The organism is Streptomyces sp. 8N616 (assembly GCF_052246385.1).
GTDB lineage: Bacteria > Actinomycetota > Actinomycetes > Streptomycetales > Streptomycetaceae > Streptomyces.
This window is the reverse complement of the sequence record NZ_JBQQBY010000016.1, coordinates 1-14,759: the sequence shown is the minus strand read 5'-3', so window position 1 is coordinate 14,759 and position 14,759 is coordinate 1. Positions and strand designations below refer to the sequence as shown.

Here is a 14,759-nt window from a genome sequence, read left to right as displayed (position 1 = left end):
AGTTGGACCTGTGGACCCCTCGCACCTCCAGGCGCAGCAGCGCTTCCTCATCCGGCAGAAGGTGACCGCGATGGCCAACCGGTACGTGGTGACCGTGGCCAAGCCGGACGGCTCTGAGGGTGAGGTCGTCGCGTTCGCCCAGCAGAAGCGGCTGGCGTTCAAGGAGCAGGTCACCTTCTACACCGACGAGTCCAAGCAGCGGGTCCTGTTCACGTTCAAGGCCCGCCAGGTCCTCGACGTGGGTGCCTCGTATGACGTGAGCGACGACGCCGGAAGGGCGATCGGGCTGTTCCGCAAGGCCTTCGGTGCCTCGTTGCTGCGCTCGACATGGCATCTGGAGCAGCCTGGCGAGCCGGGGCTGACGGGACGGGAGCGGAACCGGTTCGTGGCCATCCTGCGCCGGGTCTGGGAGCTCATCCCGATCGTGGACTTCGTGCCATTCGCATGGCCGTACCACTTCGACTTCACCGCCGACGGCCGGCCTGCCATGTCGGTGGACAAGAAGCTGGGGCTGCGGGACCGGTACGCCGTCGACATCCAGGCGCCCGGCATCGACCGCCGGCTGGCCATAGCCCAGGCAGTGGGCCTGGACGCACTGCAGTCGCGCTGACCTGGGCGGGCGTCATGCCGTCAGTGCCTTGGCAGTCACGCCGCCGGCCGCTCGCCATGGACTGCTTCGAGCGCGGCGGCCTTGCGTTTCGGTCCTGGTACGTCTCGCGGCCCCCCGCCATCGGATCGGCGCTCATCCACGGGTGACCGGCATCACATGGGTGGGTGGCATATGAGGGTGGCTTCTCCTTCGTGTACGGAGCGACCGGCCCGCGAGGGCTGGGCAGCTCACCGCAAAGGAGGAGGGAACGAGATGCGAACCGTGGGCACCGTCTCCGCATCGCTGCTGGCAACATGTGCCATGGCCTGCATGGCGACTCTCGTCGGCTGCAGCTCCGGCGCCTCCGGAGGGGGAGCGAGCGAAGGTGCAGCACCGATCCCCACGGAGGCCCAGGCGCAGGACGACCTTCTGAAGAAGGCGGAGCTGGCCCTTGTGCAGCGCTGCCTTGCCAAGCGGGGGCTCGCGCTGGACGAAGGCTTGGCTGCGAGCGGCCAAGAGTCTTCCGGGGGCGGGAGCGGGGGCGGGGGCGGAGGCGCCGCAGGCAATGCCGTCGGCCAAGACCGTTTCCCGTACGGGATCAACGATCCGTCGTGGGCGGCCCGCAACGGCTTCGGGATGCGGGCCCGGCAGGCGAGCGCGCCCCCGGCCTCTGCTGAATCAGACTCCCGCACCGAGCCTTCCTCCCGCACCGATCGGAGCGAATCGCGTGAGCGGGACCGCAGCAGGACGAGCGCCGCGACGTTCGGGTCCGGCGAGCGGGAACTGTCAGTCCGCCTGCCCTCCGGCTACACGGTCCAGGCCAACAGCGACGGATGTTTGGCCACTGCTCAGCGACAGCTGTACGGCAATCAGGAACGGTGGTTCCGCGCCCAGGTGGTCGTGAACAACGAAGGCTCCGAGACCGACCGCCGGGTGCGCAGAGACAGCGCCTACCGCAGCGCTCTTGACCGCTGGGCGGTGTGCATGGCGCCGGAACAGAAGGCCAAGGACCCGGCGGAGCTGCGCCAGATCTGGGAGCGTCGCGCCTCACGGATGACCGACACAGAGTCCGAACGACTGGAGCGCAGGCTGGCGGTCGCCGAAGCCCGCTGCGTAAGGTCGACCGGCCTGGCCCGGACCGGCCAGCGGCTCGACCACGAGTACGCCGCCGAGGTACGCACTGAGAACGCCTCGGAGCGCAGCGACTACCAGCGGATGCGCGAACGCGCGCTGCACCTGGCGGTGCAGCCCTCCGCGCCCCCGGGCGCGTAGCAGCAGCGCCCCGGCTCGGGCCGGCCTCGTCCCGCCCGAGCCCCATCAAAGAATCCCCCGGCCTCGAGCGCCGCGGGGTGGCCCAGCACGTCTCCGTTTCTCGGAGATTCCGCCTGAAAATCACAGAAAGGACATCGTCATGCGCAAGCGAGCATTCGTCGGAGCGGCTTTGGCCGTGGCGGCAGCCGGACTTGCCGTCGCACCGTCGACGGCCCAGGCCGACGCCCGCGACTGCCCTCCCGGCGAATTCTGCGCCTGGACCCTGCCCGACTACAAGGGTGAGTGGGGACACTGGTCCGGTAACGCCGACCCGTGGCCGGAGCCGATCCACGACAGCGACAATTCGTGGGTGAACCACGGATTCTCCAACCCGGGCACCCCGGACCACGTCAAGGTGTGGAACGGATGGGGCGTCAACACCCTCTGCCTGGCCCCGGGCCAGGAGGTGCCTCACAACCCGGACGCCAAGGAGCGCGGAAGCGCGCACACCTGGGAGCACCGCTGCTGAGCGGGTTCCGTCGCAAGCCGAGCCGGCACCTGGGGTTTTCGCCCCGGTGCCGGCTCGGCGCGTTCCGAGGCCTACGTGAACGCACCGCACAGGATTCTCGAATGGCTGGTGGAAGCAGACGACTTGAGGAGGTCGCGGAGCTTCCGCAGCGCTCGTGTCCGGTACCGGGCAGCCGTTCCCCGGTGGATATCCATGACCCGTGCGGCCTGATCGATGGTGTGACCGTCCAGATCCACCAGGATCACGACGCTGGCCTGCTGTCGCGGCAGTTGCCGGAGCAGCCGTACCGCCTCGATCTCCGCCGTCCGCCGCTCCACCCCGCCGTCCCAGGCCTGGGAACCGCCATAGGCCTCGACAGCCGCGCCCTCGTCCATGTCCTCCAGCAGTACCTGCCGACGATCGCGCCTCCAGCCGTCTCGCGCCACGCTCGACAAGGCGGAGAAGGCGTAGGCGATTGGCTCGGGGTGCTCCAGTAACCTCTGAGGACGTGACACCAATTTCAGGTATACGTCGTGGACGGCATCCTCGGCCCACTGCCCCGCCCCAGTCAGCTTGACTGCCCTTCCGTAGAGCTTGGGCAATATCTTGCAGAAAACCTCGTCGAATGACGAGCCATCAGCGGCAAGCTCAGATATCTCGCTCATAGGCGCAGAAATCTCCCCCATGTATTGACGAGCAGACTTCCGCCCGTCTACCCCGTAAAATCCGTTCCGGCTGGTTTGCGCAGGCGTGCGCGAACGTCTGAGAGCTTGGGCTAAGAGATCCGTCCGGACGGCCGTGTCATGCCCAAGGGACTCATGACCCCTGTTTCACCTTTGCCCGGCTATCAGCCGCGGCCGACGGACTTGCCCGGCATTTACCTTCACGCCGGCCTGGCGCATGGTCACGTCCAGGTCAATCTGAGGCCGCGGTCACCGCGCACCCACCTCCCCCGGATCACCTCCCGGCCCGCCGAGTGCGCTGAGGTCATGTCTAGCGGGGTTGGCTTGTTCGGTGTCGGTGTGCTGGCCCCGAACAAACAAGTGCTGAACAATCGCGACCGTTTGCCGGGGGAAAGGAGCAGGCTGTGCCACGGGGGGAACGCCCGCTGGATGCGGGCGACAGCGCGGTATTGCGATTCGCCGCTGATCTGCGCCGGTTGCGGCGGAAAGCGGGGTCGCCGACCTATCGCGTGCTTGCCGAGCGCGCGCATTACGCGGTTGCCACGCTCTCTGAAGCAGCGGGCGGCCGGAAATTGCCGAGCCTGGCGGTGGCCCTGGCCTACGTACGGGCTTGCGGCGGCGACGCCGATGCATGGGAACGGCGCTGGCACTCCGTCGCTGCCGAACTGGCCGCGGAGGCGGCGTCGGACGAGCCGCACGAGGCATCGGGTGATGTTGCGCCGCCGTATGTGGGGCTTGCGGCGTTCCGGGCCGAGGACGCCGAGTTGTTCTTCGGCCGGGAGCGGCTGGTCGAGGAGTTGCTGGCGCGGCTGTCGCGGGGACGGTTCACGGCCGTGTTCGGCGCCTCGGGGGCCGGGAAGTCCTCGCTGCTGCGGGCCGGGCTTCTGCCGCGGTGGCAGGACGAGAGCAAGGCGCGACGGGTGGTTCTGTTCACGCCGGGGCCGCATCCGCTGGAGGAGTGCGCGATCCATCTCGCGCGTGTCACCGGCGGAGCCGCTGGGGCACTGCGTGCCGAGCTGGCCGCGGATCGGCGTACCGCCCACCGGGCCGTACGACAGGCGCTGGCGGCGGAACCGGATGAGGCTGAACTGCTGCTGGTGGTGGATCAGTTCGAGGAGGTCTTCACCCTCTGCCGCGATCCCGCCGAGCGTGAACAGTTCCTGGGCACACTGCTGGCCGCGGTGCAGGCCGAGAACAGCCGCTGCCGGGTCGTACTGGGCGTGCGCGCGGACTTCTACGCGCACTGCACCGCGTACCCGGAGTTGATCGCGGCGCTCGCGGACACCCAGGTCGCGGTGGGCCCCATGACGACCGACGAGCTGCGCCAGGCCATCACCCGGCCCGCGGTACGAGGGGGCTGGGCCCTCGAAGGCGCCCTCCTCGCCGACCTGATCGCGCACGCCAACGGGCAGGTGGGTGTGCTGCCGCTGCTGTCCCACGCGTTGCTCGAAACCTGGCGGCGCCGCCGCGGCAACACGTTGACCCTCGCCGGGTTCCAGGCCGCCGGGGGCATGGACGGCGCCCTCGCCCGTACCGCCGAAGCGCTCTACAGCGAACTGCAACCACATCAACAGCGCGTGGCCAAGCACCTGTTCCTGCGTCTGATCGCCCTCGGCGAGGGCACCGAGGACACCAAACGCCGGATCAGGCGCAGCGAACTCGTCGCGGCCGACGACCCCGACACCACCACTGTCCTCGAGCGTCTGGCGGGTGCGCGGCTGCTCACTCTGGACCGCGACAGCGTGGAGATCGCTCATGAAGCGCTCATCCGCAGCTGGCCCAGGCTGCACGACTGGGTCGCCGAGGACCGCGAGGGCCTACGGATCCATCGCCGGCTCACCGAAGCCACCGAGGCGTGGCAGTCGGTCGACCACGATCCTGGAGCCTTGTATCGCGGTACCCGTCTCGCCCTGGCCCGCGACTGGAGCAGCGCCGGCGATCGCGCACTCACCGTTTCGGAGCGGGAGTTCCTGGACGTCAGTGCTGCTGCGGAGGCCGCCGAACACGCCGCTTCCCGCCGGCGCGCCCGCCGCGGGCGCCAGTTCGTGGCTGCGCTGGTGGCCCTCCTCGTACTGGCCGTTGGTGCGGGCGGCTTCGCTTATCAGCAGCGGTCGGCTGCGCTCGAGCAGCGTCGTGTCGCGCTCTCGCGTGGGATGGCGGCCCAGTCGGCGGCGACTGCCACCGGTCAGCCAGAGGCGGCGATGCTGCTGGCGAGGGAAGCCCTTCGTACGGCACCGACCGCGGAGGCACGAGGGGCACTGCTCAGCACACAGGCCGAGTACTTCGACGGTCGGCTCACCGGGCACGCCGACTCGGTCAACGCGGTGGCGTTCAGCCCTGACGGCAAACTCCTCGCCACCGGAAGCTCCGACCATACGGTCAAGCTGTGGAATGCCGCCGACCACCGGCTCCTCGCCACACTTCGCGGTCATACCGACCTGGTGCTGTCCGTCGCGTTCAGCCCGGACGGGAAGCTGCTGGCCACCGGAAGCAACGACCGCAGCGTCAAGCTGTGGGACGTCGCCGACCGCAGAACCGTCGCCACACTGCCCGGTGGCGCACTCGGGGTGGCGTTCAGCCCGGACGGCGAGCAGCTGGCTTCGGTGAGTTCCAGGGCAAGGGTCAAGCTGTGGGATGTTGACGACCGGAGGATGGTCGCCGCCCTGCGCGGACACGGTGACGACGTGAACGCCGTGGCATTCAGCCCGGACGGCAAGCTCCTGGCCACCGGGAGCAACGACCGCAGTGTCAAACTGTGGGATGTCGAAGACCGCCGAACCGTTGCCACACTGCGCGGACACAGCGACAACGTCGACGCGGTGGCGTTCAGCCCGGACGGCGAACTTCTGGCCACCGGGAGCGCCGACCGCAGCGTGAAGCTGTGGGACGTCGATGACCGCAAGACCCTCGCCACACTGCGCGAACACAGCGACGGCGTCAACGATGTGGGGTTCAGCCCCGACGGCAGGACCGTGGCCAGTGCCGGTGGAGACGGCGCGGCGAATCTGTGGGACGTGGCCGGACGCCGGTTGATCACCTCACTGTCCGGTCATACCGACTACGTCCTGGAAGTCGCGTTCAGCAGCCGCGGAAACTCCCTGGCAACCGCGGGTTTCGACCGCACCACGGCGCTCTGGGACCTCGACAGGTCGGCTCTCATCACCCATCCGGTCACCGAGATTTCGAGCGTGGCGCTGAGCCCTGACGGCAGGCTCCTCGCGACCGGCGGAGCCGACCACCGGGTGAGGATCTGGGACGTGGGCGACCGCAGACAGATCGCCACCCTCACCGGCCACACCGGCCCGGTCACGGCAGTGGCATTCAGCCCGGACGGCAAACTGCTCGCCAGCGGAGGCGCCGACCACCGGGCGAGGGTGTGGGACGTGGCCGGACGCAGACAGACCGCCACCCTCACCGGCCACACCGGCGCGGTCATGTCCGTGGCATTCACCCCGGACGGCAGACTCCTTGCCACCGGCAGCGACGACTGGACCGCGAAACTATGGGAGGTGGCGGGCCGCAGGGACGTCGCCACCCTCACCGAGCACACGGACTTCGTCAACGGGGTCGCCTTCAGCCCGGACGGCCGCACCGTGGCCACGGCGAGCGACGACGGGACAGTGAAGCTCTGGGGTGTGACGGGGCACCGGGAGATCGCCACCCTCACCGGCCACACCGGTTCGGTGCAGGGAGTCGCGTTCAGCCCCGACGGCAACGCCCTGGCCAGCAGCGGCAACGACGGGACGGTGAGGCTGTGGGACGCCGCGGCTCACCGGCCGACGGCCACGCTCGCCGGCCATACAGGTTCGGTGCGGAGCGTCGCGTTCAGCCCCAACGGGAGAACGCTTGCCAGCAGCGGCAATGACAGGACCGTCAAAGTGTGGGACGCCGCCGCCCGCCGGGAGATCGCCACCCTCACCGGCCACGACGACACTGTGTGGGGGGTTCGGTTCGGCCCCGATGGCAAGGCCTTGGCCAGCGGCAGCTCCGACGGAACGACACGATTGTGGGACCTGGACCTGCGTCATCGCACCACGCAGGTCTGCCGCACCATCGGCACGGTCAGCCCGGCCCAGTGGGCCCGGCTGATTCCTGACCTGCCCTACCGCCCACGGTGCGGGGACACATGACGTTCCAACACGCGAGGCAACGCAACCCTTGGACCGGCGGGCCGACACCCGTCAAGACTCGAGTGACAACCACAAGCAACGAGAAGAGATGAGAAGAAACGGGGAGGACCACGTGGACTGGCGAGTCGCACGCAGCCTGGACGTACTGCTGGAACAGCTGAACAAGCGATTTCCCGCACGCAGCACGGAACACGATGGAGGCATCGGGGACGGCGACCACCAAGGCAGGGACAGTGATCACAACCCGTGGTACGGGCCGGGCATCGTCACGGCCCGGGACTACACCCATGACCCGGCCCATGGGGTGGACATCGACCTGATCACCGACGAACTGGCCGCCAGCCGCGATCCGCGGATCAAGTACATCATCGCCAACGGGCTGATCCTGGACTCACGCCCGGAGTACCACCCGTGGCAGTGGGTGCCCTATGACGGGCCCAATCAGCACACGAGCCACTTCCACCTCTCCGTGGTCGCCGACCCGCTGTGCGACGACCCCCGGCCTTGGAACCTGCCGATTCTCGGCGGCGCCCGCTGAGGAGCAAACCCGCACAGCTGCAGTCGGCCCCGCTCGAGGTACTGTCCGGGCATGTCGGGGATTTCCGTCGGGGCGGCAGCCCTGCTCCTCGCCGCGGTGCTGGCGGTGTGCGCAGCCGCGTACGCCGCCGTGCGCGTGGGGCGCAACCGGCAGTACGGGACTCCTCAGGAGCGGGCGGCCTACGCGACCCTGCACACCGCCTCGCTGGCCGCGCCGCCGCTGCGGTCAGGGCTCAACGAGGAGAGTGCCCGGCGGTCGGGGCGGCATCTGCGCACGCTGCTCGGAGTGCCCGCGCTCGCGCTGACGGACGCGTCGGGTGAGGTGCTGGCCTGGGACGGGCTCGCACCGGAGCCGGGGTGTGAGCACACCGCCGCCGTGCCCGGCCATGCCCGGCAGACGCTGCGCAGCGGACGTACCCAGGTCATCGGCGCCCGCGAGACGGCCCATGCCACTCCCGACTGCCCGCTGCGTCAGGGCGTGGTGGTGCCGCTGGTCGTGGCCGGACGGGTGGATGGCACGCTCGCGGTGTACGGGGCCCAGGTCTCCCCCGGCCTGGTCCGGGCCGCCGCCGAGGTCGCGCGCTGGGTGTCGGCGCAGCTCGAGCTCGCCGAGCTGGACCGGTCGCGCGAGGTCGCCGCCGAGGCGGAGCTGCGGGCGCTGCGGGCACAGATCTCGCCGCACTTCATCTACAACTCCCTCTCCACGGTCGCCTCCTTCGTGCGTACCGATCCCGAGCGCGCGCGGGAGCTCATCGTGGAGTTCGCCGAGTTCACCCGCTACTCCTTCCGCCGGCACGGCGACTTCACCTCGCTCGCCGAGGAGCTGCGGTGCACCGACCGCTATCTGCTGCTGGAGCGCGCACGCTTCGGCGACCGGCTGGAGGTCTCGCTGCGCGTGGCCCCCGAGGTGCTCTCCGTGGTGGTTCCGTTCCTCTGCCTGCAGCCGCTGGTGGAGAACGCCGTACGGCACGGCCTGGAGCGCAAGACGGGGCCGGGGCACCTGGTCATCACGGCCAAGGACGGTGGCAGCGAGGCGCTCATCACCGTCGAGGACGACGGCGCCGGAATCGATCCCGAGCAGCTCGCGCGCACCCTCGACAACCATGCGGGAGACGCGGCCGACGGACCGCGCTCACCGGGGATCGGGTTGCGCAACGTGGACGTACGGCTGCGCCAGGTGTACGGGGACGCCTACGGACTCGTCATCGAGACCGCCCCCGGCGCCGGCACGAAGGTGCACGTCCGGGTGCCGAAGTTCCACCCCCAGGCGGTCCAGACCGGCCCGGTGGGACTGTAAGGGCGCTGCCCGCCGTCGCCCGTGAATCAGCGCAGGCAAGCGGGTTCCCATCCCGGACGAGCGTGGATAATCTGCGCGCCATGCTGCACGTTCTCGCGGTGGACGACGAGGTGCCGGCCCTGGAGGAGCTGGCGTACCTGCTCCGCCGCGATCCGCGGGTGGCGGATGTGCGGACGGCGAACGACGGGCAGCAGGCGCTGCTCGGTCTGGACCGGGCGCTGGCCGCCGGGGAGCCGGTGGACGCCGTGTTCCTCGACATCGGGATGCCCGGTCTCGACGGGCTCGCCCTGGCGCGGGTGATGTCCCGGTTCGTCCACCCGCCGCAGGTGGTCTTCGTGACCGCGCACGACGACCATGCCGTGGAGGCCTTCGCCCTGCGGGCCGCGGACTATGTGCTCAAACCCGTGGCCCCGGAGCGCCTCGCGGAGGCGGTGCGGCGTATCGCCGAGCCCACGAACGAGCAGGACAGGGCGGGACGTTCTGATGATGCGACGCGGCCTGACGGTGTGGAGCAGTCTGACGGTGCGGCGCGGTCCTACGGTGCGGAGCGGCAGGGCGACGAGGTCATCAGCGTCGAGCTGGCGGGTGTGACCCGGTTCGTCCAGCGCAGCGAGGTGCGGTACGTCGAAGCACACGGCGACTACGCGCGGCTGCACACCCCGTCGGGCAGCCACCTGCTGCGGATCCCGCTGGCCACGCTCGAGGAACGCTGGCGCGACGCCGGATTCGTCCGCATCCACCGCAGTCACCTCGTCGCCGCCCACCACGTACAGGAGCTGCGGCTGGAGGCCGGACGGACGTACGTACGCCTCGGTGACCAGCTGCTGCCGGTGAGCAGGCGCCACACTCGCGAGGTCCGGGATGTGCTGGTCGGGCGGGCCGGGAAGCCGGGCACACCGCCGGCTCCGGCGGTGTGACATGACCGGCGTACCACCAGTACCGCCGGTACCGCCGGTACCGCCGGTACCGCCCGCCTCCACCGAGGACCCGAGCACCGCGGAGGCCGGCCCCGGGAGGGTCACCGTGGCCCATCCGCGCACCCTTGCCGCCCGCAGCTCCCAGCGGGTGCCCGGGGTGCGCGCGCCGGTCACCGACGATCTCGGCCGCCAGACCCCGCTCGGCGACATCTACCTCCGCTCGCTCATGCGCGCCCAGTTCCGGCTCGCTGCGGCCGTCGTCGGCGCACTGGCGGTGCTGCTCGGCGTACTGCCGTTTCTGCTCGCCTCCATCTCCGCGCTGCGCGACGCGTCCCTGCTGGGAATCCCGGCGTCCTGGCTGCTCATCGGCGTGGCCGTGCACCCGGTGATCCTCGGGCTCGCGTTCGTCCACCAGCGCCAGGCGAGGAAGATCGAGTGCGACTTCGCCGATCTGGTGGAGCGCTCGTGACCGTCCAGCCCGTCGTGGCGGTCGCCCTCGTCTGTGTCGCCACGGCCCTGTTCAGCGTCTACGGGCTGCGCCCCGGGAGCGCCACCTCCGACTTCTACGTCGCCTCGCGCGCCGTTTCCCCGCTGCGCAACGCCTCCGCGATCGGCGGCGAGTATCTGTCGGCCGCCTCCTACCTGGGCATCGCGGGGCTGGTGTTGGCCTACGGCGCGGACATGCTCTGGTACGGCGTGGGCTACACCGCCGGGTATCTGGTGCTGCTCGCCTTCGTCGCCGCGCCGCTGCGCCGCTCGGGCGCGTACACCGTGCCGGACTTCGCCGAGGCCCGGCTGCAGTCGACACGGGTGCGGCGGCTGGCCGCCGTGCTGGTCGTCTGCATCGGCTGGCTGTATCTGCTCCCCCAGCTGCAGGGCGCGGGTCTGACCCTGCGCACCGTCACCGGCGCGCCGCTGTGGGTCGGACCCGTGGTCGTCACCGCCGTCGTCATGCTGACGGTCGCCTCCGGCGGCATGCGCAGCGTCACCTTCGTCCAGGCCTTCCAGTACTGGCTGAAGCTCACCGCGCTCGCCGTCCCCGTGATCTTCCTGCTGCTGGCCTGGCGCGCCGACGGTGCCCCCTGGGCGGACGCCGACGCCCCGCCGCGGTTCCGCGAGGCGACCACCGTCACCGTGCACCAGGAGGTGACGGTCCGGGTCGATGCACCGGTGGAGGTGACGGTGCGCGGCCGCCTCGACGGGCAGAGGCTGGACGGGAAGCCCTTGCGGCTCGGGCGGGGCGAGCACCGGATCGGCGAGGAGACCCGCGTCGCCTTCCCCGCCGGGGCCGACGTGCCGTACCCCGTGGACGAGGCACCGCGCACCGGGCGGGACTGGACCCGGCCGCTGGCGGGCACCGAACACCCGGTGTACGGGACGTACTCGCTGCTTCTCGCGACGCTGCTCGGCACCATGGGGCTCCCGCACGTCATCGTGCGCTTCTACACCAACCCCGATGGGCAGGCGGCCCGCCGCACCACCTGGGCCGTGCTGTGGCTGCTCGTCGCCTTCTACCTGCTCCCGCCCGTGTACGGAGCGCTGGGCCGCCTCTACACCCCGGAACTGCTCATGACCGGCCGCCCTGACGCCACGGTGCTGCTGCTTCCCGACCGGCTGCTGGGCGGTCCCGGTGGCGCCCTGCTCGGCACGCTGCTGACGGCGGGCGCGTTCGCGGCGTTCCTCTCGACGGCCTCCGGGCTGACCATGTCGGTGGCGGGCGTCCTCGGCCAGGAGCTGGAGCGGATGCGGCGGGGCACGGCGGTGCGCGGACCGCGCCGTTCGGAGATCACGGCCGAGCCCAAGTCCGAGGCCCGCGGCGTCGTGCTGCGGCTCCGGCTCGCCGGTGTGGCCGCGGCCTCCGTCCCCTGCCTGCTCTCCCTCGCCGTCGTCCAGCGGCCGGTCGCGGACGTCGTCGGACTGGCCTTCGCCGTGGCCGCATCGTCCTTCTGCCCGCTGCTGCTCCTGGGCATCTGGTGGCGGGGACTCACTCCGCAGGGCGCCGCAGCGGGGCTGCTGGCCGGGGGTGGCGCTGCCATGGCTACCGTGGCCGCCACCATGATCGGCATCCCGTACACCGGTTGGGCCGAGGCGCTGCTGACCCGGCCGGCGGCCTGGAGCGTGCCCCTCGCGTTCGCGGTGATGACCGGAGTGTCCCTGCTGACGCGGCGCAGCGTTCCGCCCGGCACCGCGCACGCCCTGCTGCGCCTGCACCTGCCCGAGTCACTCGACATGCCGCGCCGGCCCAACCGGACCGCCGGGCACTGACGCTGAACCACCTGGTAGTGACCGGCTGTACGAACAGGTAGCGGATGGATGACCAGGCACCGGCTGTACGGCCGGGCACTGACCGTTCGTCGCGGCTGCCCTACCGTTCGCCGCACGGCCCGACCACCCGCCGCATCCAGCGGCCCGTTCACGGCAATCCGCGTGACGGCACCGTGCCCCCGCCCCACCTGCGCTCGTACGGTGACGGCGCCCGGCGGTGCGGCGGCGAGCGAATCCGGCCCCTCTTCCTCCCCCGCACCACCGGGCGACCTCGGAACCCTCGAGCCGCCAGGAGGCCACGATGAGCCGCCCCGCACCGACCGCGAGTCCCCCACCCTCCGCCACATACACGGACATTCAGGCAGGGGAGGACTTCGCCCGGCTGCGCCATGCGCACCGCTCCTTCGCCTTCCCCATGACGCTCGGCTTCTGCGCCTGGTACCTGCTGTACGTCCTGCTGTCCAACTACGCGGGCGACTTCATGAGCACCCAGGTCGTCGGCCACATCAACATGGCGTTCGTCCTCGGCGTGCTCCAGTTCGCCACCACCTTCGCCATCGCCTGGTGGTACGCGCGGCACGCCGGCGCCAAGCTCGACCCGCAGGCCGAGCGGATCAGGGCCGAGGCCGAAAGGCGCCTGGCCGCGGCCCTCGCCGATGAGCACACGGGGGAGGCACGGTGATGACTGGCACCGGCATCGGCAGCAGCACCGGCACGGCTGTTCTGCAGCTCGCGGCCGAGAGCAGCACCGGCGAGCACCGCACATTGATCATTTCGCTGTTCTCGGTGTTCGTGGCGGCGACGCTGGCTGTGACCGTGTGGGCAGGGCGGCACACCAAGGACGCCACCGACTACTACGCAGGCGGCCGGTCGTTCACCGGTTTCCAGAACGGTCTGGCGATCTCCGGGGACTACATGTCGGCCGCGTCCTTCCTGGGCATCGCCGGGGCGATCGCGCTGGCCGGGTACGACGGATTCCTGTACTCGATCGGGTTCCTGGTGGCGTGGCTGGTGGCCCTGCTACTGGTGGCCGAACCCCTGCGGAACTCGGGCCGGTTCACCATGGGCGACGTGCTGGCGTACCGGATGCGGCAGCGGCCGGTGCGTACCGCCGCGGGCGTCTCCACCATCGTGGTGTCGATCTTCTACCTGCTGGCGCAGATGGTCGGGGCCGGCGCCCTGGTGGCGCTGCTCCTGGGCATCACCGGGGATGTGGGCAAGAACCTCATCGTGGTGCTGGTCGGCGTCGTGATGATCCTGTACGTGACCATCGGCGGGATGAAGGGCACCACATGGGTGCAGATCATCAAGGCGGTGCTCCTGATCTGCGGCACCCTGCTGATCACGATCCTGGTGATGAGCAAGTTCCACTGGAACGTCTCCACCCTGCTCGGGGCGGCGGCCGAGAACAGCGGCAAGGGCGCGGCGTTCCTGGAGCCGGGGCTGAAGTACGGGGTGTCCACCACCAGCAGGATCGACTTCATTTCGCTGGGCATCGCGCTGGTGCTGGGCACCGCCGGGCTGCCGCACATCCTGATCCGCTTCTACACCGTGCCCACCGCCAAGGTGGCGCGGAAATCGGTGCTGTGGGCCATCGGCATCATCGGCGGCTTCTACCTGATGACCATCGCGCTGGGCTTCGGCGCCGCCGCGCTGATCAAACAGGAGACCATCATCGCCTCCAACCCGGCCGGCAACACCGCCGCACCGCTGCTCGCACAGGAGATCGGCGGCGGAGCGGGCTCCAGCAGCGGTGCCATCCTGCTCGCGATGATCTCCGCGGTCGCCTTCGCCACCATCCTCGCCGTGGTCGCGGGACTGACCCTGGCCTCGTCCTCCTCCTTCGCGCACGACCTGTACGCCAACGTCATCCGGAGGGGTCAGGCCAGTGAGAAGGAAGAGGTGCGCGCCGCGCGGATCGCCGCGGTCGGCATCGGCGCCGCCGCCATCGTGCTCGGCGTCTTCGCGGGCAAGCTCAACGTGGCCGGACTGGTGGCACTGGCCTTCGCCGTGGCCGCCTCCGCCAATCTCCCCACCATCCTGTACAGCCTGTTCTGGAAGCGCTTCACCACGCAGGGCGCGCTGTGGTCGATCTACGGCGGACTGTCCACCGCGGTGCTGCTGGTGCTGTTCTCCCCGGTCGTCTCCGGCAAGGAGACGTCCATGTTCCCAGGGGCGGACTTCCAGTGGTTCCCGCTGGAGAACCCGGGCCTGATCTCCATCCCGGTCGGCTTCCTCTGCGGCTGGATCGGCTCGCTGCTCAGCAAGGACGAGGCCGCGGGCGGCGCCAAGTACGCCGAACTCGAGGTCCGCTCCCTCACCGGCGTAGGCGCCCACTGAGCGCCGACACGTACCGGCGCACCGGCACCACCACGCCCTCGTAAGCAAGCGGCCGGACAGCGGAAGACTGCCGCCCCGTTGTCCGGCCGCTCACCCAGCACAAGGAGTCCGCGCATGAGCAACGAGAGCCTGGCCAACCTGCTCAAGGAGGAGCGTCGGTTCGCACCGCCCGCCGATCTGGCCGCCGCCGCCAACGTCACCGCGGAGGCATACCAACGGGCCGGAGCCGACCGGCTGGGCTT

Annotated in this window: 12 protein-coding genes; 11 read left to right on the top strand and 1 reads right to left on the bottom strand. The window is 70.4% G+C overall.

Annotation, left to right across the window (positions count from 1 at the left end):
- Window positions 1-70: 70 nt before the first annotated feature.
- From ACTWQC_RS16385 to ACTWQC_RS16375, 3 genes are all read left to right on the top strand, one after another.
- Window positions 71-610 (top strand): hypothetical protein, encoded by a 540-nt coding sequence (locus ACTWQC_RS16385; protein ID WP_443316574.1) that lies wholly within the window; start codon window positions 71-73, stop codon window positions 608-610.
- 252 nt (window positions 611-862) lie between these two features.
- Window positions 863-1,861: a hypothetical protein gene (locus ACTWQC_RS16380; RefSeq protein ID WP_443316422.1), complete on the top strand. Its 999-nt coding sequence runs from the start codon at window positions 863-865 to the stop codon at window positions 1,859-1,861.
- Window positions 1,862-2,000: 139 nt separating this feature from the next.
- Window positions 2,001-2,369, top strand: coding sequence for a peptidase inhibitor family I36 protein (locus tag ACTWQC_RS16375; protein ID WP_443316421.1), 369 nt, complete (start codon window positions 2,001-2,003; stop codon window positions 2,367-2,369).
- 71 nt (window positions 2,370-2,440) lie between these two features.
- On the opposite strand, the gene ACTWQC_RS16370 is transcribed toward ACTWQC_RS16375, so the two are convergent.
- Entirely contained in the window at window positions 2,441-3,013 is a 573-nt protein-coding gene (locus ACTWQC_RS16370; protein ID WP_443316420.1) for an RNA polymerase sigma factor, read from the bottom strand.
- A gap of 422 nt (window positions 3,014-3,435) precedes the next feature.
- Between ACTWQC_RS16370 and ACTWQC_RS16365 the strand changes: the two genes are divergently transcribed.
- The 8 genes from ACTWQC_RS16365 (at window position 3,436) to ACTWQC_RS16330 (ending at window position 14,517) form a co-directional block, all read left to right on the top strand.
- The gene (locus tag ACTWQC_RS16365) at window positions 3,436-7,161 is read left to right on the top strand and encodes an nSTAND1 domain-containing NTPase (RefSeq protein ID WP_443316419.1); all 3,726 of its coding nucleotides are present in this window, start codon (window positions 3,436-3,438) and stop codon (window positions 7,159-7,161) included.
- Window positions 7,162-7,273: 112 nt separating this feature from the next.
- Window positions 7,274-7,699 (top strand): hypothetical protein, encoded by a 426-nt coding sequence (locus tag ACTWQC_RS16360; protein WP_443316418.1) that lies wholly within the window; start codon window positions 7,274-7,276, stop codon window positions 7,697-7,699.
- 51 nt (window positions 7,700-7,750) lie between these two features.
- Entirely contained in the window at window positions 7,751-8,995 is a 1,245-nt protein-coding gene (locus ACTWQC_RS16355; protein ID WP_443316417.1) for a histidine kinase, read from the top strand.
- Window positions 8,996-9,075: 80 nt separating this feature from the next.
- Entirely contained in the window at window positions 9,076-9,912 is an 837-nt protein-coding gene (locus ACTWQC_RS16350; protein WP_443316416.1) for a LytR/AlgR family response regulator transcription factor, read from the top strand.
- Between the two features lie 106 nt (window positions 9,913-10,018).
- The gene (locus ACTWQC_RS16345; protein ID WP_443316415.1) at window positions 10,019-10,381 is read left to right on the top strand and encodes a hypothetical protein; all 363 of its coding nucleotides are present in this window, start codon (window positions 10,019-10,021) and stop codon (window positions 10,379-10,381) included.
- Complete coding sequence (locus ACTWQC_RS16340; protein WP_443316414.1) at window positions 10,378-12,177, top strand: sodium/solute symporter; 1,800 nt, start codon at window positions 10,378-10,380, stop codon at window positions 12,175-12,177. Before ACTWQC_RS16345 ends, ACTWQC_RS16340 begins: the two co-directional genes overlap by 4 nt.
- Before the next feature lie 301 nt (window positions 12,178-12,478).
- Window positions 12,479-12,859, top strand: coding sequence for a DUF485 domain-containing protein (locus tag ACTWQC_RS16335; protein ID WP_443316413.1), 381 nt, complete (start codon window positions 12,479-12,481; stop codon window positions 12,857-12,859).
- Window positions 12,859-14,517 carry a solute symporter family protein gene (locus ACTWQC_RS16330; RefSeq protein WP_443316412.1) on the top strand — a complete coding sequence of 553 codons (1,659 nt, stop codon included), beginning with the start codon at window positions 12,859-12,861 and terminating at the stop codon, window positions 14,515-14,517. The genes ACTWQC_RS16335 and ACTWQC_RS16330 overlap by 1 nt, the downstream gene beginning before the upstream one ends.
- Window positions 14,518-14,759 lie beyond the last annotated feature (242 nt).

Bases quoted from the DNA above. Each gene is read 5' to 3' on its own strand.
- ACTWQC_RS16385 (WP_443316574.1), top strand. From the start codon at position 71: ATGGCCAACCGGTACGTGGTGACCGTGGCCAAGCCGGACGGCTCTGAG.
- ACTWQC_RS16380 (WP_443316422.1), top strand. From the start codon at position 863: ATGCGAACCGTGGGCACCGTCTCCGCATCGCTGCTGGCAACATGTGCC.
- ACTWQC_RS16375 (WP_443316421.1), top strand. From the start codon at position 2,001: ATGCGCAAGCGAGCATTCGTCGGAGCGGCTTTGGCCGTGGCGGCAGCC.
- ACTWQC_RS16370 (WP_443316420.1), bottom strand. From the start codon at position 3,013: ATGAGCGAGATATCTGAGCTTGCCGCTGATGGCTCGTCATTCGACGAG.
- ACTWQC_RS16355 (WP_443316417.1), top strand. From the start codon at position 7,751: ATGTCGGGGATTTCCGTCGGGGCGGCAGCCCTGCTCCTCGCCGCGGTG.
- ACTWQC_RS16350 (WP_443316416.1), top strand. From the start codon at position 9,076: ATGCTGCACGTTCTCGCGGTGGACGACGAGGTGCCGGCCCTGGAGGAG.
- ACTWQC_RS16335 (WP_443316413.1), top strand. From the start codon at position 12,479: ATGAGCCGCCCCGCACCGACCGCGAGTCCCCCACCCTCCGCCACATAC.
- ACTWQC_RS16330 (WP_443316412.1), top strand. From the start codon at position 12,859: ATGACTGGCACCGGCATCGGCAGCAGCACCGGCACGGCTGTTCTGCAG.